Raw genomic sequence first — 20,972 nt, 5'->3', positions numbered from 1 at the left:
CGGTGTGGAAAGGCTTTTTTGTTTAGGGAGTTTGCTCCGAATCAAAGCCGCTTTCTCAATGCTTTTCGTCTAGTCAGACAGTAATTGATTTTCAATCGCGAGCTTTAGTTTGTCTCGGTCGTGGCGCCAATCACGGTTCGTTGAAGCCAATGACTCCGTGACTACGTTCCAGTTATCCAGCACTTCTTGCTCGGTCTCTTCAGCCAGTACCACATCGATCTTACGGCCTTGGCACGCACGCTCACACCATTCAAGCTTTTGCTTCATCGTCATACGGCCAGCAGGGCCATACTCTGGGCTCAAGTTTGCCACAAAGATGACTTTCGCCTTTTGGTTAGCAGCAATCGCTTTACCAATTTCAGGCAGCAATAGCGGCGGCATGATGCTCGTTAAGAAGCTTCCCGGACCAAGAATGATGACATCTGCTTCTGAAAGCGTCGTAACTGCTTCTTTGGTTGCAGGGACTTCCGGTGACAGATCAAGACGACGCAGATCGGTTTCCATTTCATCCACATTGGTTTCACCTGTGACCCACTGCCCATCTACTGATAGAGCCGTTAGGTCGGAAGGGTGCTCAGACATAGGCAGAATGTTTACGTCGACCTTCAGCATATTGCGAATAAGGTTGATCGCATCTAGTGGTCGTACCGACAGGTTGTCCAATGCCGTCAGCATCAAATTACCTAGGTTGTGTCCATCTAACTCGCCAGTACCTTTAAATCGGTACTCAAACATCATCGAGCTGATTGATGGTTCGGTAATTAACTGGTTGATACAGTTACGAGTATCACCCCAAGCAATACCACCCTGACAATGACGAATACGGCCCGTAGAACCGCCATTATCTGTTGTCGCAACAATGCCAGTTGCATTGCCGCCAAAATCTTTTAATGCCGCTAACATACGACCCAAACCGTGACCACCGCCAACTGCGACCACTTTCTTATCGGTGTAGATATTCATTACGTTCTTCTAATAATCTTGTAAAAAACGCCTACAATTTAACTTAATGAGTGCCAAAGAGGTACTCACTAAGCGGTAAATTGTGTTTCCAGAGAGTTTTTTATCACTCAAGTCTGGATTCCATTACAAATATTAAGTATTTTACACGGCAAAGCTATCAGGGGGTTATCTCCTCTGGTTGCCATAACTCCGAGCTCACTATGCTAAGTCCAAGGATAGGCGTCTTGAGCCAGTGACATACTGTCACAAGGGCATAATTGGAAATGATTATGCCTCCCGTGTTTGGAAAGGTGTTCCGTGGCGCAACAATTCGAAGACAAATTTCATCGTAAGTTCTATTACTTGCGTCTGTCTGTGACCGACGTATGTAATTTCAAATGTACCTATTGCCTTCCTGACGGCTACAAGCCATCGGGCAATAAAAACTCGTCTTTCTTATCTCTACCTGAGATCAAACGTGTCGTAAAAGCGTTTGCAGATTGTGGTACCTCAAAGGTACGTATCACCGGTGGTGAGCCGAGTTTACGCAAAGACTTTACTGACATTATTCACTCAGTTGCAACCACGCCGGGTATCAAAAAAGTCGCCACAACGACGAATGGTTACCGCATGGCGAAGCAAGTTGCAGATTGGCGTGAAGCTGGCCTTACGCACATCAACGTGAGTGTGGATAGCCTGGACCCACGTATGTTCCATCAAATCACTGGTGAAAATAAGTTCACCGAGGTGATGAATGGTATCGAACGTGCGTTCGAAGTGGGTTATGAGCAAGTCAAAGTCAACGTGGTGCTGATGAAAGACCTCAACCACAACGAGCTGCCTGCTTTCCTTAACTGGATAAAAGATCGTCCTATCCAACTGCGTTTTATTGAGTTAATGCAGACGGGAGAAATGGATGATCTGTTTGCTAAGCACCATGTTTCTGGTGTCGCTATTCGCAATCAATTAATTGCCAATGGTTGGTTACTTAAAGTTCGTTCTCACAACGATGGCCCTGCTCAAGTTTTCGTTCATCCAGATTACAAGGGTGAAATTGGCTTGATCATGCCGTACGAAAAAGACTTCTGTGAGAGCTGTAACCGACTTCGTGTATCGGCTATGGGTAAACTGCATTTATGCCTGTTTGGTGATCATGGCGTGGAATTGCGAGACCTGTTAGAACGTGACGAGCAAGAAAATGAATTGATTGAACGTATTCAAGCGCAACTGCAAACGAAATCCGTTAGTCACTTCTTGCACGATGGCAATACAGGTATGACGCCACATCTTGCGTCTATCGGCGGCTAATTCCAATCAGATTTTACATCGGGAGCTGACGTGGCTTCTGATGATTTTTTCAGAATCGATACCTTACGTATCAAAGCAAACTTAGAGAATAGGTGAACAAATGGGTCACGCTGAAAGCAAATTTCAACCTGCAAACATTGCCGTTCTAACGGTATCTGACACTCGTACTGAAGAAAACGACACTTCTGGTGGCTACCTAGTTGAACAAGCGAAAGAAGCGGGTCACAACGTTGTTGATAAACAAATCGTTATCGATGACATGTACAAGATCCGCGCGATCGTTTCTCAGTGGATTGCTGACGAAAACGTACAAGCAATCATGATCACTGGCGGTACAGGTTTCACTTCACGTGACAGCACGCCAGAAGCACTTAAGCCTCTGTTTGATAAAGAAGTAGAAGGTTTTGGTGAGTTGTTCCGTTTGGTTTCTTACGAAGAGATCGGTACTTCAACGATCCAATCTCGCGCAATTGCAGGCTTTGCTAACCACACGGTTATTTTCGCAATGCCAGGTTCTACTGGTGCATGTCGTACAGGTTGGACGAAGATCATCAAGCAACAGCTAGATGCAAGTCACCGTCCTTGTAACTTTATGCCACACCTATCTGTATAACCTTTCCTAAAAGCGAAGGAAAAACAATGACCCAATTTACCCATATCAACGCGTCTGGCGAAGCTAACATGGTCGACGTGTCCGCAAAAGCGGAAACGGTACGTGAAGCGCGTGCTGAAGCATTCGTACACATGGCTCCAGAAACGTTGCAATTGATCGTGTCTGGCCAGCACCACAAAGGTGATGTGTTCGCCACAGCTCGCATCGCTGGCATCCAAGCCGCGAAGAAAGCTTGGGATCTTATCCCGCTTTGTCATCCTCTGCTGCTTTCTAAGGTTGAAGTTCAACTGGAAGCCATCGAAGCAGAAAACAAAGTACGTATCGAGTCTGTGTGTAAGCTTGCAGGCAAAACCGGTGTCGAGATGGAAGCACTAACGGCTGCTTCTGTGGCGGCTCTGACGATTTACGATATGTGTAAAGCAGTGCAAAAAGACATGGTTATTGGCCAAGTTCGTCTTCTTGAGAAGACAGGCGGAAAATCGGGTCACTTCAAGGCGGAATAATGATTAAAGTACTTTTCTTTGCTCAAACGCGTGAGCTTGTTGGTATCGATGGCTTAGAACTCGAAGAGCAGTTCAGCAATGTTGAAGCGATTCGTGCACATTTGGTCGAAACTGGTGCAGATCAAGAAGGTAAATGGGATTTAGCGCTAGAGCCAGGCAAGTTACTGGCTGCGGTAAACCAGTCTATCGTACCTTTGGATACTGAAGTGAAAGCGGGCGACGAAGTTGCCTTCTTCCCACCAGTAACAGGGGGCTAATATGGATCCTCGCGTTTCTGTACAAGCTGAAGACTTTTCGGTTGATCAAGAATACCAACGTCTATCAGAAGGTACCGCCTCTGGTGCGGTAGTGACCTTCATCGGTAAAGTTCGTGATATGAACCTTGGCGACAACGTGATTGGTCTTCACCTAGAGCATTATCCGGGTATGACGGAGAAAAGCCTGAGCGACATTTGTGATGAGGCGGAAACACGTTGGCCTCTGCTAGGTGTTCGCGTTATTCACCGTGTTGGGGATCTCGACACGGGTGACCAAATTGTGTTTGTTGGTGTTTCTAGTGCACACCGTGGTGCGGCGTTTGATGCTTGTGAGTTCATCATGGACTTCCTAAAGACCAAAGCGCCATTTTGGAAAAAAGAGCGCACAACCAGTGAGAACCGCTGGATTGAGTCACGCGATACCGATCATCAAGCTGCACAGCGCTGGGAAAAGTAGGGCAGTTTTTTATTCTGCTAACAACCCTTTCAAAGCCAGATGTTAATAACGTCTGGTTTTTTCTTTTTTTAGAGCTGAAACAGCCTATATTTCCTTCTGTGATTTGCCTTCAAAATCACCACCTTTCCTTTCTTTCTCCTCTCGGTGACCTTGTTCACAATAAAAAATATCTAACGGAATATATGCAATTATTTATTAGACTCAATGTGTCATAAATGTTAAATTTTTTACATATATCTAGCATAAGATGCTATGAATAAGTTTGAAATTAGATTTATCGAAAGTTTCACCTGTCAAATAAGCGAGTGAATCAGTATTTCTCTATTCAATACTTTCATTGCGGTATTTATTGCTAAATATGTGCACTATTTACAGAATTATTAGTTTTTTTGCTACCTCTTTATTGCAAATTACTTCAATGGTTGCTAATGTGTGCCGCAGTCTTTGCAAGGATTCAGAATTTTGTGCTCAAAAAGTGCACTAAAAACTTCTAAAATACTGACCGTTCCAGTCCCTTGCAGAGAAGTCATGGATGCTAATGAAAAACTTGGAGTTTTACGCATGTACAAGAATAAAATCACCAAAGCCCTTCTTCTAGGTGCTGGTCTGGCAGTGGCTGCCTCTTCTACTACTACCGCTTTCGCTGCTGACGTTCCGGCAGGCATTAAACTAGCTGAAAAACAAGAAATCGTTCGTGGTAACGGAACTGAAGTGGCTACGATTGATCCACATAAGTCGTCTGGAGTACCTGAATCTCATGTGATTCGCGACCTTCTTGAAGGCCTTGTTAACCAAGACGGTGATGGCAATACAATTCCTGGTGTAGCAGAGAGTTGGGAGACAACAGATAACCAGACATTTACTTTTCATTTACGCAAAGATGCAAAGTGGTCTAACGGCGATCCTGTAACAGCACAAGATTTTGTATACAGTTGGCAGCGCTTTGTCGATCCTGCTACAGCCTCTCCATATGCTTGGTACATGGAGTTTACCAAGATGGTCAATGCTAAAGAAATTATCGAAGGTAAAAAAGAAAAAAGTACTCTAGGTGTTAAGGCGGTAGATGCGCACACACTAGTTGTTGAACTTGAAACTGCTGTGCCTTATTTTGTGATGATGGTAGGTCACACTTCAATGAAGCCAGTTCACAAGGCGACGATCGAGAAATACGGTGATCAATGGACTAAGCCTGGTCATTTTGTTGGTAACGGTGCTTACGAACTTGATAAGTGGGTCGTAAACGAGCGTATGGTTCTGAAGCGCAACGTGCAGTACTGGGATAACGACAAGTCTGTGATTGATAAAGTAACGTTCCTACCGATAGAAAATCAAAATGCGGAAATGAATCGCTTCTTGTCTGGCGAGATTGACTTCACAGATGATTTGCCGATTGAACACTTTAAGCGCATGCAAAAACAGCACCCAGAAGATCTGTCCGTTGTTGGCAGTCTGTGTAGTTATTACTACATATTTAACACTAAGAAAAAGCCGTTTAACGACTCTCGTGTTCGCAAAGCAATTTCTTATGCGATTGATCGTGATATCGTAACGAATGCTATTATGGGACAAGGACAAAAGCCAGCGTATTTCTTAACACCTGAGATAACAGCAGGCTTTGATCCTGAATTGCCAGCATATGGTAGGATGACGCAAAAAGAGCGCAACGCAGAAGCCTCACGACTGCTAGCCGAAGCAGGATATGGTAAAGATAATCCCTTAGAGTTTACATTCCTGTATAACACAGATGAAAACCACAAAAAACTTGCCGTCGCACTTGGCTCCATGTGGAAAAAGACATTAGGCTTGAAAGTTACTTTAGAAAACCAAGAGTGGAAAACGTACTTATCTTCTACGAAGACTGGTGATTTTGAGGTAGCCCGTGCGGGATGGTGTGGTGATTACAATGAAGCCTCCACATTTTTGACACTGATGACAAGTGACAATACGAGCGCTGGTCAGCACTGGGGTAATAATGATTACGATACACTGATCGATAATGCCTTCCACTCAACTTCAGAAGAAGAGCGCACTAAGTTTTATTTAGACGCTGAAAAACTAATGGCAAAAGAAATGCCAATTGCTCCTATTTATCAATACGTGAAGACTCGTTTACTTAACCCTCACGTTGGTGGCTTCCCTTCCAATAATGCGCAAGAAATGATCTACACCAAAGATCTTTACATCAAAGCAGACTAATTAAAGTCATTTCTAGACTATAAGAACAAGGTTCCACACATCCTGTAAAAGGGCGTGTGGGGCCTATCATTAACTTTTAACCGTCACAGACTGAAAGAGTGAGTTTATGCTTAAATTCATCGCAAAAAGGATATTTGAAGCGATCCCAACCATGTTGGTTTTGATCACCGTATCTTTCTTTCTTATGCGTTTCGCTCCCGGGAATCCGTTTTCCAGTGAACGCGCTTTACCGCCAGAAGTTATGGCAAACATTGAAGCAAAATACGGCTTAGATAAGCCTGTGTTTGAGCAGTACACCACGTATTTGACTAACATATTACAAGGCGATTTTGGCCCTTCATTTAAATATCTGGATTATTCTGTAAACGAGCTTATCTCTGCTGCGCTTCCTGTATCCGCTAAAGTTGGTTTTATAGCCTTTATTTTTACGGTAATTATGGGGGTGACTGTAGGTACAATTGCTGCTCTCAAGCAAAACACCTGGATTGACTATGCAATCATGTCCACTGCAATGCTTGGTGTTGTGATGCCATCTTTCGTACTGGCACCTGCATTGATCTACGCTTTCTCGTTACATTTCAACCTTCTTCCTGCTGGTGGTTGGTTAGATGGTTCAGCCAAATACCTTGTTTTACCTGTACTTGCAATGTCCCTTCTCTATGTCGCCACGTTTGCTCGTATCACTCGTGGTTCAATGATCGAGACATTGAACAGTAACTTTATCCGTACTGCCCGTGCGAAAGGTCTAAGCTACCGTTACATCATCCTGAAACACGCATTAAAACCAGCTCTGCTTCCTGTAGTGTCTTACATGGGACCTGCGTTTGTCGGCATTATTACCGGCTCGGTAGTTGTAGAGACCATCTTCGGTCTGCCAGGTATCGGTAAGCTGTTCGTAAACGCAGCCTTTAACCGTGACTACTCGCTAGTAATGGGTGTAACCATTCTGATTGGTTTCCTATTCATCTTGTTCAACGCTATCGTTGATATTCTGCTAGCAATGATTGACCCGAAAATTCGCTACTAACAGGGAAGTATGGTTATGTTAACGAAAAAAGAGAATCTTGAAGCGGTCGAGAAATTTGCAGAGAACCTGGAAGTTGAAGGCCGTAGTTTGTGGCAAGACGCCCGTATCCGCTTTATGCGTAACAAAGCGGCAATGGTGAGTTTGTTCATTCTTACATTGATGACCCTTGCGGTAATCTTCCTGCCAATGTTGGCACCTTACACATTTGATGATACAGACTGGTATGCAATGCACGTCGGTCCAAGTGCTGAACACTGGTTCGGTACTGATAGCTTAGGTCGTGACCTTTACGTACGTACGCTGATTGGCGGTCGTATCTCTCTGATGGTTGGTGTTTTAGGTGCATTGGTTGCGGTTGTGATTGGTACGCTTTACGGTGCGGCTTCTGGCTTCATTGGCGGTAAAGTTGACCGTATCATGATGCGTATTCTTGAAATCCTATACGCGGTTCCGTTCATGTTCCTAGTTATCGTACTGGTAACATTCTTCGGCCGTAACATCGTTCTTATCTTCGTCGCTATCGGTGCTATTGCGTGGCTAGATATGGCTCGTATCGTACGTGGTCAAACGCTAAGTCTACGTAGTAAAGAATTTATTGAAGCGGCACACGTTTGTGGGGTGAGCAAGTGGAAGATCATCACTCGCCACATCGTTCCAAACGTACTGGGTATCGTAGCGGTTTACTCAACACTACTTATCCCAAGCATGATTCTGACCGAATCATTCCTTTCATTCCTTGGTCTTGGTGTACAGGAACCAATGACAAGTTGGGGCGCACTTCTACAAGAAGGTTCGCAAACAATGGAAGTGGCAATTTGGCAGCTGGCCTTCCCAGCAGCATTCATGGTTGTGACTCTATTCTGCTTCAACTACGTTGGTGACGGTCTGCGCGATGCGCTGGATCCAAAAGACAGATAATTAAAAATAGAAAGAATAAAGGAAGCAATGATGAGTTTATTAGATGTCGAAGATCTGCGTGTCGAATTTACCACACAAGATGGTATCGTAACCGCAGTAAACGATTTGAACTTCTCTCTGAATCAAGGTGAAACCCTAGGTATCGTAGGTGAGTCTGGTTCAGGTAAGTCACAAACTGTATTCGCAATCATGGGTCTACTGGCTAAGAACGGTATTATCTCTGGTAGTGCGAAATTCGAAGGTAATGAGATTCTTAACCTTCCAGAAAAAGAGCTGAACAAGGTTCGTGCGGAACAGATCGCTATGATCTTCCAAGACCCGATGACGTCTCTTAACCCATACATGAAAGTGAGCGATCAGCTGATGGAAGTACTGATGCTGCACAAAGGTATGGGTAAAGCAGAAGCGTTCGAAGAGTCGGTTCGCATGCTTGAAGCAGTAAAAATCCCAGAAGCTCGTAAGCGTATCACCATGTACCCACACGAGTTCTCGGGTGGTATGCGTCAGCGTGTAATGATCGCAATGGCGCTGCTGTGTCGTCCAAAACTGCTTATTGCGGATGAGCCAACGACGGCATTGGACGTTATGGTTCAAGCTCAGATCATGGATCTGCTGAACGAACTGAAATCTGAGTTCAACACTGCAATCATCATGATCACGCACGACCTTGGTGTCGTAGCGGGTTCATGTGACAAAGTGCTAGTGATGTACGCAGGTCGTACCATGGAGTACGGCACTGTGAACGAAATCTTCTACAACCCAAGCCACCCTTACGCGGAAGGTCTATTGAAGGCGATTCCTCGTCTGGATACAGAAGGCGAGATTCTACCAACGATTCCTGGTAACCCGCCTAACTTGCTTCGTCTACCACCTGGCTGTCCTTACCAAGATCGCTGCCACCGTGTGATGGATCGTTGTAAGCGTGAAGCACCAATTCTGACGCCGTTTGGTGATGGCCGTCAGCGTGCATGTTTTTCTGAATGGGAGGCTTGGAGCAAATGAGTACAGACAAAAAACTAATTCTGGATGTATCTGATCTGAAAGTTCACTTCAGCATTGCATCAAAATCTGCATGGCCTTGGGCAAAACCTTCAAGCCTAAAAGCGGTAGACGGCGTAAACGTTCGCCTTTACGAAGGTGAAACTCTTGGGGTAGTAGGTGAGTCTGGTTGTGGTAAATCGACGTTTGCTCGCGCGATCATCGGTTTGGTTGAAGCAACAGATGGCGAAGTAGTTTGGTTAGGTCAAGACCTAACGAAGATGAAAGACGTCCAACGCCGTGAAACGCGCAAAGAAATCCAAATGATTTTCCAAGATCCTTTGGCTTCTTTGAACCCGCGTATGACAGTGGGCGACATCATCGCTGAGCCGCTAGAGACGTTCTACCCAGAACTGACTAAGCAAGAAGTGAAAGACCGCGTTAAAGAAATGATGGCGAAGGTAGGTCTACTGCCAAACGTTATCAACCGTTACCCACACGAGTTCTCAGGTGGTCAGTGTCAACGTATTGGTATCGCTCGTGCGCTTATTCTAAAGCCGAAGATGATCATCTGTGACGAACCTGTATCAGCACTGGACGTATCGATTCAAGCTCAGGTAGTTAACCTATTGAAAGAGCTTCAGAAAGAGCTTGGTCTTTCATTGGTATTCATCGCGCACGATTTGTCAGTGGTGAAACACATCTCTGACCGCGTATTGGTTATGTACCTAGGTAACGCTGTTGAACTGGGTGAATCGGAAGCATTGTTTGCTGATCCAAAGCACCCATACACACGCGCGTTGATGTCAGCGGTTCCAATTCCGGACCCAGAAATTGAACGCAGCAAGAAGATTCAGATGCTAGAAGGTGATCTACCATCACCAATTAGTCCTCCTTCTGGTTGTGTGTTCCGTACTCGTTGTCCACAAGCAACAGAAGAGTGTGCGAAGACCAAGCCACACATCGAAGGTTCAGACGTTCACGCAGTATCTTGTCTACACGTAGCAGTGTAATTAAATTCGGCCTGTGACGGGCTTAAGCGCGGTTCCTTTTTATAGGGTCGCGCTTTTTTTATGCCTACGATTTCTCTTAGTTTTAGTTCATTCGAAATTCTTGAACAAGATGGACTAAATGGTCGGATTCTAAGCTGTACATGAAGCGCTAATATAGTAGAAACAGAATATGAGGAGAGCAGTCATGGGTAAGTTAGTTGAAGGCGTTTGGCACGACGTATGGTACGAAACTAAATCAAGCGGTGGTAAGTTTGTTCGTGAAGATGCAGGCTTTCGCAATTGGATAAAGAACAAACCTGATGCAACGTTCCAGCCAGAGTCGAGCCGTTACCATTTGTATGTTTCACTCGCTTGTCCGTGGGCGCATCGCACACTGATCTTCCGTAAACTCAAAGGCTTGGAAAAACACATTGACGTCACCGTTGTGTGTCCAGATATGCTAGGTGAAGGCTGGCAAATGGGACTCCCTGAGCCACTATTCGGTCACACCCGAATGCATCAGATCTACACTCAAGCCAAGTCCAATTACACTGGTCGCGTTACCGTTCCAGTACTGTGGGACAAAAAGACCAATACGATCGTGTCGAATGAATCGTCTGAAATCATCCGTATGTTCAACTCCGAGTTCAATGAATTAACGGGCAACCATGATGATTATTACCCAGAGCAACTTCAAAGCGTGATTGATGAGTGGAATGACTACATTTATCCGAACGTGAATAATGGCGTATACCGTTGTGGTTTTGCGACAACGCAAGAAGCTTATGAAGAAGCGTTTGATTCACTGTTTGCCGCACTGGATAAAATCGATGCTCACCTTGCAACGCATCGTTATCTAGCAGGCAATAAAATCACCGAAGCGGATTGGCGCCTATTTACTACTCTTGTTCGTTTTGACGCTGTGTATGTAGGTCATTTTAAGTGTAATAAACAACGCATTGCGGATTACCCAAATATTCAGGGTTATTTGAAAGAGCTTTATCAAGTGGAAGGTGTGGCAGAGACTACCGACTTCTACCACATTAAGCGTCACTACTACTTCAGTCATACGGGTATCAACCCGACGCAAGTCGTACCAAAAGGGCCTGAGTTAGATTTGGACTCACCTCATGACCGAGATTTAATCTAACTTCAAGCTCTCCGAGAAAAGTACCATTTTATGTGCTGCTCCGTATTAATTTGTTCGAACACAAAGTGAAAAAAACCTCGCCGTGGCGAGGTTTTCTTATTTTGGAAGAAGCGAAGTTATTAGTTAACTGCTTTTTCTTTTGCTTGGTCAGCTTGATCTGCCTGAATCGCAGTTAGAGCAACTGTGTACACGATATCGTCTACTAGTGCACCGCGAGATAGATCGTTTACAGGCTTGCGCATACCTTGCAGCATTGGACCGATAGATACTAGGTCTGCTGAACGTTGTACCGCTTTGTAAGTCGTGTTACCAGTGTTTAGGTCTGGGAATACGAATACTGTCGCTTTACCCGCTACTGGAGAGTTAGGCGCTTTAGAAGCTGCCACGTTTTCCATGATCGCTGCGTCGTACTGTAGAGGACCGTCGATCACTAGATCTGGACGTTTCTCTTGAGCAATCTTAGTTGCTTCACGTACTTTATCTACGTCTGCACCCTTACCAGATTCACCAGTAGAGTAAGAGATCATAGCAACGCGAGGGTCGATACCAAATGCCGCTGCAGAATCAGCAGATTGGATAGCGATTTCAGCAAGCTGTTCAGCTGTTGGATCTGGGTTAATCGCACAGTCACCGTAAACCAATACTTGGTCAGGTAGCAGCATGAAGAATACAGAAGATACGATAGACGCATCAGGTGCAGTCTTGATGATTTGGAACGGAGGAACGATAGTGTTTGCTGTGGTGTGAACCGCACCAGAAACTAGACCGTCTACTTCGTCGTTCTCAAGCATCATTGTGCCAAGGAATACTGAATCTTGTAGTTTCTCGCGAGCAACAACTTCAGTCATGCCTTTCGCACCACGTAGCTCAACTAGACGAGCCACGTAGTTTTCACGAACTTCATCAGAGTTGATGATAGTTACGCCAGCACCTAGTGTTACGCCTTGCTGCTCTGCAACGCGACGGATTTCGTCTGGGTTACCTAGAAGCACACACTCCGCGATGCCGCGCTCAGCACAGATAGCCGCAGCTTTGACTGTGCGTGGCTCGTCACCTTCAGGAAGAACGATACGCTTGCCAGCTTTACGAGCGAACTCAGTTAGCTGGTAACGGAATGCTGGTGGGCTTAAGCGACGAGACTTCTTAGTGCCTTCAGTCATAGACTCGATCCAGTTACCGTCGATGTGACCAGCAACGTGCTCGTTGATGAACTCGATACGCTCTTTATCGTCTGCAGGAACTTCGATAGAGAAGCTCTGTAGGTTTAGAGAAGTCTGCCAAGTGTTACCTTGTGCTTTGAAGATCGGTAGACCCGTTTCAAATGCTGGCTTACATAGACCTGCAATCTCTTCAGGAATGTCGTAACCACCAGTTAGAAGTACCGCACCGATATCAACACCGTTCATTGCTGCAAGTGCAGCTGCAACGATAACGTCTGGACGGTCTGCAGAAGTAACAAGTAGAGAACCTGGTTTGAAGTGCTCAATCATGTTTGGCAGAGAACGCGCACAGAAAGTGATGCTCTTAATACGACGAGTCGCGATATCACCCTCGTTGATGATGTCAGCGTTTAGGTGCTGAGCCATATCGATTGCACGAGTAGCGATTAGATCGATGCTCCATGGCACACAACCTAGTACACGAATTGGAGAAGTGTTGAAGATTTCCATCACTTTCATTTCGTTTTGCTTCGCGCTGTCTGCATCGTCAAAGATTTCAGATAGGTCAGGGCGAGTACGGCCAGCTTCGTCAACAGGCGCGTTCAGCTTGTTGATGATTACGCCAGAGATGTTCTTGTTCTTAGTACCACCGAAGTTAGAACATGCTACTTCGATGCGCTCTTTAAGTTGAGCTGGGTTATCTGTACCAGGAGTTGCAACAAGAACGATTTCCGCACCTAGAGTTGCAGCGATTTCCGCGTTCACTTGGTTAGCGAATGGGTGCTTACGAGTTGGTACTAGACCTTCGATAAGCGTTACGTCTGCATCTTTGTTGATTTGGTTGTAACGCTCAACAACAGTTTCTAGCAGCTCGTCCATGTTGTCGTTACCAATGAGGCTTTCAGCAACAGACATCGCTAGTGGTTGACCGATCTTCATATCGCTGTTGTAGCCAACGATAGTTGAAGTTAGATCTGGTTGATCACCGCCAGAACGTGGCTGTGAAATTGGTTTGTAGAAAGAAACCTTAACGCCTTTGCGCTCCATTGCGCGAAGAACACCCATGCTTACGCTAGTTAGACCAACACCAGCACTTGCAGGGATAAGCATAATAGTACGAGACATTCGTAGAGTACCTTTAGCTATTGGGGGATAAAAGCTCAACTCTTATTCCATGAATAATTCAGAGAATAGGAGTTAAGCCCCTAAGAAATTCTTTGGAAGAAAAACTGGCTAGCCGGATTGGCTAGCCAGTTTAATCTATTAAAGACCTGCTAGGCGTGCAGTGTCTTCAGCAATTACTAGCTCTTCGTTAGTAGAGATAACCATTGCTGGGATACGGCTGTTAGCTGTAGTGATAGTACCTTCGCCGCCGAAACGAGCTTTAAGGTTAGCTTCACCATCAACTTCGATACCGAAGATACCTAGACGGTTTAGAACCATTTCACGGATAGGGCCAGAGTTCTCGCCGATACCGCCAGTGAAAGTGATTGCGTCTAGACGACCTTCCATAGAAGCTGTGTAACCCGCTACGTACTTAGCTAGACGGTGACAGAACACGTCCATTGCACGAGTTGCTTCTTCTTTCTCACCGTAGTTGTCTTCAACGAAACGACAGTCAGAAGTCACTTCAGTTAGACCAGCAAGACCAGACTCTTTAGTTAGCATGTTGTTGATTTGTTCAACAGAGTAACCTAGAGCGTCGTGTAGGTGGAATACGATAGCTGGGTCGATATCACCACAACGTGTACCCATTACTAGACCTTCAAGAGGAGTTAGACCCATAGAAGTGTCTACAGATTTACCGTTCTTGATTGCACATACAGAAGCGCCGTTACCTAGGTGACAGTTGATGATGTTTACTTCTTCAACTGGCTTGTCTAGTAGGTTCGCAACTTCACGAGTGATGAATAGGTGTGAAGTACCGTGCATGCCGTAACGACGGATGCCGTGCTCTTTGTATAGGTTGTATGGAAGAGCGTATAGGTAAGACTCTTCTGGCATAGTTTGGTGGAACGCAGTGTCAAAAACAGCAACGTTTTGTAGGCCAGGGAAGTTTACTTTAGCCGCTTCGATACCGATTAGGTGAGCTGGGTTGTGAAGAGGTGCGAAAGTTGCAGCGTCTTGAATACCCTTAAGTACGTCGTCAGTGATCAGTGCTGATTGAGTGAACTGCTCACCACCGTGTACGATACGGTGACCGATAGCGCCTAGGTTAGCTTTAAGCTCTGGCTTAGAAGCAAGAATAGTTTCTACCATGAAAGATAGTGCTTCTACGTGAGCTGCGCCTGCGCCTAGTTGAGCTTCGTGCTTGCCATCAAGTTTCCACTTCATACGAGCTTCTGGAAGACCAAGACACTCAGCAAGACCGGTTAGGTGCTCTGCACCTGTTTCTGCATCTACAACAGCAAATTTAAGAGAAGAACTACCACAGTTTAAAACTAAAACTAGCTTAGACATGTATGACTACCTGTTTATTCGTCTGATCAAAATCAGTTAAAGGATGAAAAATTAATCACAAGAATAGACGATACCCGCAAGGCTGCGTACTAATCTTGGTCAAAAATCGTTCTAATTCCGTATAAATGAATAGCGATGAACCCATCCACCACTATGAAGCGATCCGTGCAGAATAAAATCTCGGAGTTGCTGAAATTGTAAATAACGGCAACAATGAGATTGAGGGTCTGCAAAGGATAGCGATAATAGGCAATGATAACAAAAAAATTTTGAAAGAATATTAACTTTCATCAATTTTTTGCACCTTTAGTTGAAATGTTCAACTATTTTTTAGTGAGAGAGCGGTATGAGCAAACAAGTCGGATTAATCCATAGCCTTAAAGACGGCCAAAGTTACATGGAGATCTGGCCGGTTCGTAAAGAGCTGAACGCCATTTTTCCCGAACAACGTATCATCAAAGCAACGCGTTTTGGCATTAAAGTGATGCCAGCGGTCGCTGCGATCAGTGTGCTCACTCAAATGGCTTTCAATAACTATGATGCACTGCCTCAAGCCATCGTAGTTGCATTGTTCGCAATCAGTATGCCTCTGCAAGGTATGTGGTGGTTGGGCAGTCGTTCCAACACCAAATTGCCCCCTGCATTAGCCTCTTGGTATCGTGAATTGCATCAAAAAATCACAGAAACAGGATTTGCGCTCGAGCCCGTCAAAGCGCACCCGCGATACAAAGAGCTTGCGGTCATCCTGAACCGTGCATTCCGTCAATTAGACAAAACGGCTCTCGAACGTTGGTTCTAGACCCTTAACAAAACCACAACTACTGAAATGGAGTGTGCAATTGCCACTCCATTTTTTATGCCTGCGCTTCTGACTTCACTCCTTTCTAATTTGCAATAACCGCCTTTCGTACCGATTGCGAGATCACAAATGTTACATTGTTGTTAAGTCATGCTTTTCTTTCCCGAGAGTTAGCGTTAATAATGAAAAACAGATGCACAAAAAGTGCACAGTTATAAACACAACATCCCATCTTCCGGATTATTTCTGTTGAGCATTCATTTTCGATGAGGCTTTCAGTTCAAGGACGAAGAGACATCAAGGAGTCATGATGAAAACGAAACGTATACTTGCCACTGCTATTCTTGCCGCAACCACAGCTTTCTCCTCTGCTAGTGTGCTTGCCAATACCGCGACCGTAGCGGTTTCTCAAATCGTAGAACACCCAGCACTCGACGCGACTCGTCAAGGCTTGATAGATGGCTTGAAAGCCAAGGGCTATGAGCAAGGTAAGAACCTAGAGTTTGACTACAAAACCGCACAAGGTAACCCAGCTATAGCGGTACAGATTGCACGTCAATATGTGGGCGAGAGCCCAGATGTGCTGGTGGGTATTGCCACACCGTCAGCGCAAGCTTTGGTGTCTGCAACACGTTCTATCCCAGTGGTGTTTACTGCGGTAACGGATCCGGTTGGCGCAAAGCTTGTGAAATCCATGCATAAGCCGGGTAAAAACGTCACCGGTCTTTCCGATTTGTCTCCTGTGGCACAGCACGTTGCATTGATTCAAGAAATTCTGCCTGCGGCTAAATCTATCGGTGTGGTTTACAACCCAGGTGAAGCAAACGCGGTGACTCTGGTGCAACTGCTAAAAGAGAGTGCAGAGGCCAACGGTCTTGAAGTGGTAGAAGCGACGGCTCTCAAAAGTGCCGATGTTCAGTCCGCGACGCAAGCTATTGCGGCTAAATCCGATGTGATTTATGCGCCGACAGACAACACGGTAGCCAGTGCTATTGAGGGCATGATCGTTGCGGCAAACCAAGCGAAGAAGCCGGTCTTTGGCGGTGCAACCTCTTACGTAGAAAAAGGCGCTATTGCGAGCTTGGGTTTTGATTACTACCAAGTGGGTGTTCAAACTGCCGACTACGTTGCTGCTATTTTGGAAGGGCAAGATCCTGGCAAGCTGGATGTGAAAGTCGCAACCGGTTCTGATCTTGTTGTGAATGAAGGAGCCGCAACCAAACTTGGCATTCAACTACCGAGTTCTGTTGTGAAACGTGCGACTAGCATGCAGTAATAGTGATGTTCAGGTCGGTTTGATGCCGACCTGATATGTGCAGAAAGGAGCAGTTATGTCTGCATTTGCTTTTTTTGGTGCGCTCGAGATAGGTCTTATATATGGCTTAGTTGCTTTGGGCGTCTACCTTACGTTTCGCGTTCTTGATTTCCCTGACTTAAGTGTTGACGGTAGTTTCCCTATGGGCGCCGCCGTTGCTGCAACCGCGATTGTTGCGGGCATCAATCCTTGGATTGCCACCGGAATGGCCGTGATTGCTGGTAGCATGACTGGATGGGCGACCGCCTTTCTCGCCGTTCGTTGTGGCATTCTTCATCTACTTGCTTCCATTCTTACCATGATTGCGGCGTTCTCTATCAACATTCGCATCATGGGTAAGCCGAACATGGCGCTGCTTGGGGAAGACACTATTCTCACCCCGTTTGAAGCCATGGGGGACGCTATGTACATCCGACCTTTGGTTGTTGGTGTGCTGGTCTTACTTTCCGCTCTGTTTGTTGTACGCCTCCTTAACAGCGACTTTGGCTTGGGGTTAAGAGCAACGGGAGTGAACGCCCGAATGGTGGCAGCGCAAGGGGCGAGTACTGGCTTTTACACTTACTTTGGCTTGGCGCTGTCTAACGGGTTTGTTGGTTTTGCTGGAGCCTTGTTTGCTCAGACCAACAGCTTTGCCGATGTCACCTCTGGCGTGGGCACCATCGTAGTTGGTCTTGCGGCGGTTATCCTTGGGCAAACCCTCATCCCAGGGCGGAAAATCTGGGTCGCGGTTTGTGCGGTGATTATTGGTTCGGTACTTTATCGCCTCGCAGTCGCGTTTGCCCTGAGTTCCGGCATGTTTGGTCTACAAGCTTCGGATCTAAACTTGGTTACAGCTGTGCTCGTTGCGGTGGCGTTGATTGCGCCGAAGTTGAAACAGAGTATGAAAGCGAAACAACGCTTGAACAATGCTAAGCAATCGACATCAAAAAATGGTTCAGGAGAGACACTATGATTGAACTCAATGATATTCAAGTGACCTTCAATCCCGGAACCATTCTGGAAAACAGAGCCTTGAAAGGTGTTTCGTTAGAAGTGCCTGAACATCAGTTTCTCACCGTTATTGGCTCCAATGGAGCAGGGAAGTCAACCCTGCTTGGAGCCGTGACAGGAGAGACGCCGATGATTGGCGGCCAAGTGATCATTGATGGACAAGACGTAACCCGTAAGACGGTTGCACAACGCGCCACTCAATGTGCTCGCGTATTCCAAGACCCACTAGCTGGTACTTGTGGGGATTTGTCGATTGAAGAAAACATGGCGCTTGCTTACATGCGGGGTCAGCGTCGCGGGTGGGGGATGGCGCTATCAGCGAAACGTCGCAAACTGTTTCAAGAGCGCATCAGCATTCTTGGTTTAGGGTTGGAAGATCGCTTGGGGGACAGCATTGGGCTACTTTCTGGCGGTCAGCGTCAAGCAGTCAGTCTGGTTATGGCAACACTATCAGACAGTAAACTACTCCTGCTTGATGAACACACCGCCGCGTTAGACCCTCGTATGGCGGCTTTTGTTATCGACCTGACCAAGCGCATTGTCACTGAGTTTAATCTTACGGTTATGATGGTGACACACTCGATGAAGGATGCTCTGGCCTGTGGTGACAGAACGGTCATGTTGCACCAAGGTGAGATTGTTCTTGATGTCGCAGGTGAGCAAAGAGCGAATATGCAAGTTCCAGACTTATTGGAAATGTTTTCTAAAGTGCGTGGAGAAGAGTTGGCCGATGATAGCTTGTTGCTGAACTAGCTTAGAGTGTTTGTCGACTGCGTCTACCAACTGTCTCAACCTAGTCAATTAGATAGTCATGATACCGCCCGTTTTCTGACGCTTTTGAATGGCGATAAGGAAAAAATGCGCCTTGCACTGGGTTTACTCATGACTTATGTCGGCACTCCATGCCTTTATTATGGTCGTGAAGTTGGGTTGGAAGGCGGACAAGATCCTGATAACCGTCGTTGCTTTCCTTGGGAGCAGGTTGAGGCTTCTGAGTGGTTGTCGATTTATCAACGATGGATAGGAATTCGCAAGCAATACAAGGCTCTACAGTCCGGAAGTTTGCAGTGGCTTTACTGTGATGAACAGGTCATGGTTTTCGTTCGACAATGGAAAGAAGAAGCAATAGTTGTGGCATTTAACCTCGATGAATACGAGCGAAATGTTAACCTTCCATTATGGCAAGTTGGCTTAAATGCAAAACAGTTGCATCAATTATTAGACAAAGGTGAAGTTGTAAGTGGTGAACGTCATTTTTCTGTCAATACCCCAGCAATGAACTGCCAAATATGGCAGATCGAGTGACTTCGAGCGCCTTCTTTATTAAAATTTATGAATACATAAATATAAAACTATAAACAGCCCTTCGATAATCTAAGCTTTCGAAGGGCTTATATTATTAGAAACAATGGTGCTCAATGGGTAATAAAAGGCGATTTAGCCTCAAGTTTGTCATCTTCTTCCCACTCTTTTTATTCTGTGTTGTCATGCTGGTGACAGCAAAGAACTACTACGATGCGATGAATCGTTACATCACGCTAGAGTACTCTCAAGTTGACCGTGCCATCGATCGCGCAATCAAAGTATTGACCGCGTTGGACTACAGCTTTGTTAACTACTCGAATCCCGCGCACCCGCTATTTAAAGAGCATAACCATATGGAAAAAAATGGCTTATGTTACGTGTGGCCGATAGATGTTCTGCTATTAGAGAGCAAACACTCAGGTGGGTTACCTGCAGTGGAGTTGGATTACATGATCGTGGGACAAAAATCGCTTTGCCAACCTGGCACTAAGCTGTTTAAGTTGGCAGAAAAAAAAGCTGGCTTTGCACCATCTCTCTCTTTCCTTCATGACATTGAATCCTATATCGTTGCGATTCATTACATTGATCAACGAGGCTACATCATCTCCTCGCCAGATACCTATGCTCAATATTTCTCTCAACAGCTGTGGGAGACGCTAAAGGCGAGACCATTCTGGCAAAAAACAGCTCAAGAGACGATGAAAGTGACCATGTCAGGCCCTGCGCCTATGTTAGACAGACATGATGGACAAGTCGTAAGTTTGACCGTGCCCATTTATGAAAAAGATGAGCACCAAGGCGTGTTATCGATTGATTTCGATGTTGATGGGTTATTAAAAGCAAATGAAAACTTGGCAGGTAAGCTACACATTATTTCTGCTGTAATGGATGTTCCTGACAATGCAATGCGTTTAAAGCCTATAGAGCATGAGCGCCTGAGTGCTAATCACCGTATTTTCTACCAATACGACCTTTGGAGTGAATGGAAGAATCTATTGGCGTTCGAGAAGTACAGCGTCGCGGTGGCTTTCTTTATTTATGTTTTGAGTGCCGTGGCATTATTCCTAGTCAACACTCAAACAGAGCGTCGTTATTTCAAAGAGTTGGCGGCGAAAGACCCAATGACTGGGTTATTGAATCGACGTGGCATACAGGCTGTATGGCGCAATAAGATGACTAAAAAACACGTCGCGCTGGCGGTATTCGATATTGATGACTTTAAATCAATCAATGACACCCATGGACATGATGTGGGGGATGATGCGATTCGTTTGGTGGCAAAATGCATCCGAGACAATATTCGTCATTCAGATGTCGCATCACGCTTCGGTGGTGAAGAATTTGTACTTGCTATCTACGACGAAGATTTTGAAAGTATGCTTCGAATTTTAGAACGAGTAAGAAAGGCGATCGCTAAGAGTTCACGCAAGGTGGTTGCTGGTGGCTTTACTGTTTCTGGTGGTGTGGAGTTTAAGTCTGCTGCTCAACTGGAAAGCTTTGATGAGCTGTTTAAGCTTGCCGATGAGAAGCTTTATGAAGCGAAAAGTACGGGTAAAAACAAAATTTGTCACTAGGACTAGCGAGCGATAGAAACACAAAAGG

19 protein-coding genes, 1 pseudogene and 1 riboswitch are annotated in these 20,972 nt (G+C 45.6%); of the genes and pseudogenes, 17 read left to right on the top strand and 3 right to left on the bottom strand.

Annotation, left to right across the window (positions count from 1 at the left end; translation table 11 throughout):
- Window positions 1-69: 69 nt before the first annotated feature.
- Complete coding sequence (locus A8140_RS10925; RefSeq protein WP_005531401.1) at window positions 70-963, bottom strand: YvcK family protein; 894 nt, start codon at window positions 961-963, stop codon at window positions 70-72.
- A 175-nt stretch (window positions 964-1,138) separates the two neighbouring features.
- Window positions 1,139-1,272: riboswitch (molybdenum cofactor riboswitch) on the top strand.
- Between A8140_RS10925 and moaA the strand changes: the two genes are divergently transcribed.
- The 11 genes from moaA (at window position 1,261) to A8140_RS10870 (ending at window position 11,341) form a co-directional block, all read left to right on the top strand.
- Window positions 1,261-2,250, top strand: coding sequence for a GTP 3',8-cyclase MoaA (gene moaA, locus A8140_RS10920; RefSeq protein WP_005531402.1), 990 nt, complete (start codon window positions 1,261-1,263; stop codon window positions 2,248-2,250). (Overlaps the previous riboswitch by 12 nt.)
- 100 nt (window positions 2,251-2,350) lie before the next feature.
- A complete protein-coding gene (moaB, locus tag A8140_RS10915) occupies window positions 2,351-2,863 on the top strand; it encodes a molybdenum cofactor biosynthesis protein B (RefSeq protein WP_005531403.1) in 513 nt (170 codons plus the stop codon).
- 26 nt (window positions 2,864-2,889) lie between these two features.
- Window positions 2,890-3,366, top strand: coding sequence for a cyclic pyranopterin monophosphate synthase MoaC (moaC, locus tag A8140_RS10910; RefSeq protein WP_005531404.1), 477 nt, complete (start codon window positions 2,890-2,892; stop codon window positions 3,364-3,366).
- Entirely contained in the window at window positions 3,366-3,623 is a 258-nt protein-coding gene (gene moaD / locus A8140_RS10905) for a molybdopterin synthase sulfur carrier subunit (RefSeq protein WP_005531405.1), read from the top strand. Before moaC ends, moaD begins: the two co-directional genes overlap by 1 nt.
- 1 nt (window position 3,624) lies before the next feature.
- A complete protein-coding gene (gene moaE / locus A8140_RS10900; RefSeq protein WP_005531406.1) occupies window positions 3,625-4,080 on the top strand; it encodes a molybdopterin synthase catalytic subunit MoaE in 456 nt (151 codons plus the stop codon).
- Window positions 4,081-4,641: 561 nt separating this feature from the next.
- On the top strand, window positions 4,642-6,276 hold the full coding sequence (locus tag A8140_RS10895) for an ABC transporter substrate-binding protein (protein WP_005531408.1): 1,635 nt from the start codon (window positions 4,642-4,644) through the stop codon (window positions 6,274-6,276).
- Between the two features lie 106 nt (window positions 6,277-6,382).
- A complete protein-coding gene (gene oppB / locus A8140_RS10890; RefSeq protein WP_005531411.1) occupies window positions 6,383-7,303 on the top strand; it encodes an oligopeptide ABC transporter permease OppB in 921 nt (306 codons plus the stop codon).
- A gap of 15 nt (window positions 7,304-7,318) precedes the next feature.
- Window positions 7,319-8,221, top strand: coding sequence for an oligopeptide ABC transporter permease OppC (gene oppC, locus A8140_RS10885; RefSeq protein ID WP_005531413.1), 903 nt, complete (start codon window positions 7,319-7,321; stop codon window positions 8,219-8,221).
- Window positions 8,222-8,251: 30 nt separating this feature from the next.
- The gene (gene oppD, locus A8140_RS10880; RefSeq protein ID WP_005531414.1) at window positions 8,252-9,223 is read left to right on the top strand and encodes an ABC transporter ATP-binding protein; all 972 of its coding nucleotides are present in this window, start codon (window positions 8,252-8,254) and stop codon (window positions 9,221-9,223) included.
- Window positions 9,220-10,212 carry a murein tripeptide/oligopeptide ABC transporter ATP binding protein OppF gene (gene oppF / locus A8140_RS10875; protein ID WP_033000122.1) on the top strand — a complete coding sequence of 331 codons (993 nt, stop codon included), beginning with the start codon at window positions 9,220-9,222 and terminating at the stop codon, window positions 10,210-10,212. The genes oppD and oppF overlap by 4 nt, the downstream gene beginning before the upstream one ends.
- A gap of 184 nt (window positions 10,213-10,396) precedes the next feature.
- Window positions 10,397-11,341, top strand: coding sequence for a glutathione S-transferase family protein (locus A8140_RS10870; RefSeq protein ID WP_005531419.1), 945 nt, complete (start codon window positions 10,397-10,399; stop codon window positions 11,339-11,341).
- Between the two features lie 119 nt (window positions 11,342-11,460).
- On the opposite strand, the gene pta is transcribed toward A8140_RS10870, so the two are convergent.
- Entirely contained in the window at window positions 11,461-13,626 is a 2,166-nt protein-coding gene (gene pta / locus A8140_RS10865; RefSeq protein ID WP_005531421.1) for a phosphate acetyltransferase, read from the bottom strand.
- Window positions 13,627-13,764: 138 nt separating this feature from the next.
- Window positions 13,765-14,961 carry an acetate kinase gene (locus tag A8140_RS10860; protein WP_005433250.1) on the bottom strand — a complete coding sequence of 399 codons (1,197 nt, stop codon included), beginning with the start codon at window positions 14,959-14,961 and terminating at the stop codon, window positions 13,765-13,767.
- A gap of 346 nt (window positions 14,962-15,307) precedes the next feature.
- On the opposite strand from A8140_RS10860, the gene yfbV reads away from it, so the two are divergent.
- From yfbV to A8140_RS10830, 6 genes and pseudogenes are all read left to right on the top strand, one after another.
- Window positions 15,308-15,760: a terminus macrodomain insulation protein YfbV gene (yfbV, locus tag A8140_RS10855; RefSeq protein WP_005531423.1), complete on the top strand. Its 453-nt coding sequence runs from the start codon at window positions 15,308-15,310 to the stop codon at window positions 15,758-15,760.
- A gap of 310 nt (window positions 15,761-16,070) precedes the next feature.
- Window positions 16,071-17,036: an ABC transporter substrate-binding protein gene (locus A8140_RS10850; RefSeq protein ID WP_005531426.1), complete on the top strand. Its 966-nt coding sequence runs from the start codon at window positions 16,071-16,073 to the stop codon at window positions 17,034-17,036.
- Window positions 17,037-17,091: 55 nt separating this feature from the next.
- Window positions 17,092-18,027, top strand: a complete 936-nt coding sequence (locus tag A8140_RS10845) for an ABC transporter permease (protein ID WP_005531428.1) — start codon at window positions 17,092-17,094, stop codon at window positions 18,025-18,027.
- The gene (locus tag A8140_RS10840; protein WP_005531430.1) at window positions 18,024-18,818 is read left to right on the top strand and encodes an ABC transporter ATP-binding protein; all 795 of its coding nucleotides are present in this window, start codon (window positions 18,024-18,026) and stop codon (window positions 18,816-18,818) included. The genes A8140_RS10845 and A8140_RS10840 overlap by 4 nt, the downstream gene beginning before the upstream one ends.
- 21 nt (window positions 18,819-18,839) lie before the next feature.
- Window positions 18,840-19,370: pseudogene (locus A8140_RS10835) on the top strand (alpha-amylase family glycosyl hydrolase); the annotation flags it as partial.
- A 113-nt stretch (window positions 19,371-19,483) separates the two neighbouring features.
- On the top strand, window positions 19,484-20,944 hold the full coding sequence (locus A8140_RS10830) for a sensor domain-containing diguanylate cyclase (protein WP_005531434.1): 1,461 nt from the start codon (window positions 19,484-19,486) through the stop codon (window positions 20,942-20,944).
- Window positions 20,945-20,972 lie beyond the last annotated feature (28 nt).

The organism is Vibrio campbellii CAIM 519 = NBRC 15631 = ATCC 25920 (assembly GCF_002163755.1).
Classification (GTDB): domain Bacteria; phylum Pseudomonadota; class Gammaproteobacteria; order Enterobacterales; family Vibrionaceae; genus Vibrio; species Vibrio campbellii.
The sequence above is the reverse complement of the archived record's forward strand: the minus strand, read 5'-3'. Positions and strand labels throughout refer to the sequence as shown.

Bases quoted from the DNA above. Each gene is read 5' to 3' on its own strand.
- A8140_RS10925 (WP_005531401.1), bottom strand. From the start codon at position 963: ATGAATATCTACACCGATAAGAAAGTGGTCGCAGTTGGCGGTGGTCAC.
- moaB (WP_005531403.1), top strand. From the start codon at position 2,351: ATGGGTCACGCTGAAAGCAAATTTCAACCTGCAAACATTGCCGTTCTA.
- A8140_RS10845 (WP_005531428.1), top strand. From the start codon at position 17,092: ATGTCTGCATTTGCTTTTTTTGGTGCGCTCGAGATAGGTCTTATATAT.
- A8140_RS10840 (WP_005531430.1), top strand. From the start codon at position 18,024: ATGATTGAACTCAATGATATTCAAGTGACCTTCAATCCCGGAACCATT.
- oppC (WP_005531413.1), top strand. From the start codon at position 7,319: ATGTTAACGAAAAAAGAGAATCTTGAAGCGGTCGAGAAATTTGCAGAG.
- A8140_RS10860 (WP_005433250.1), bottom strand. From the start codon at position 14,961: ATGTCTAAGCTAGTTTTAGTTTTAAACTGTGGTAGTTCTTCTCTTAAA.
- oppF (WP_033000122.1), top strand. From the start codon at position 9,220: ATGAGTACAGACAAAAAACTAATTCTGGATGTATCTGATCTGAAAGTT.
- yfbV (WP_005531423.1), top strand. From the start codon at position 15,308: ATGAGCAAACAAGTCGGATTAATCCATAGCCTTAAAGACGGCCAAAGT.
- A8140_RS10830 (WP_005531434.1), top strand. From the start codon at position 19,484: ATGGGTAATAAAAGGCGATTTAGCCTCAAGTTTGTCATCTTCTTCCCA.
- moaC (WP_005531404.1), top strand. From the start codon at position 2,890: ATGACCCAATTTACCCATATCAACGCGTCTGGCGAAGCTAACATGGTC.
- A8140_RS10895 (WP_005531408.1), top strand. From the start codon at position 4,642: ATGTACAAGAATAAAATCACCAAAGCCCTTCTTCTAGGTGCTGGTCTG.
- oppB (WP_005531411.1), top strand. From the start codon at position 6,383: ATGCTTAAATTCATCGCAAAAAGGATATTTGAAGCGATCCCAACCATG.
- oppD (WP_005531414.1), top strand. From the start codon at position 8,252: ATGAGTTTATTAGATGTCGAAGATCTGCGTGTCGAATTTACCACACAA.
- A8140_RS10850 (WP_005531426.1), top strand. From the start codon at position 16,071: ATGAAAACGAAACGTATACTTGCCACTGCTATTCTTGCCGCAACCACA.
- pta (WP_005531421.1), bottom strand. From the start codon at position 13,626: ATGTCTCGTACTATTATGCTTATCCCTGCAAGTGCTGGTGTTGGTCTA.
- moaE (WP_005531406.1), top strand. From the start codon at position 3,625: ATGGATCCTCGCGTTTCTGTACAAGCTGAAGACTTTTCGGTTGATCAA.
- A8140_RS10870 (WP_005531419.1), top strand. From the start codon at position 10,397: ATGGGTAAGTTAGTTGAAGGCGTTTGGCACGACGTATGGTACGAAACT.
- moaD (WP_005531405.1), top strand. From the start codon at position 3,366: ATGATTAAAGTACTTTTCTTTGCTCAAACGCGTGAGCTTGTTGGTATC.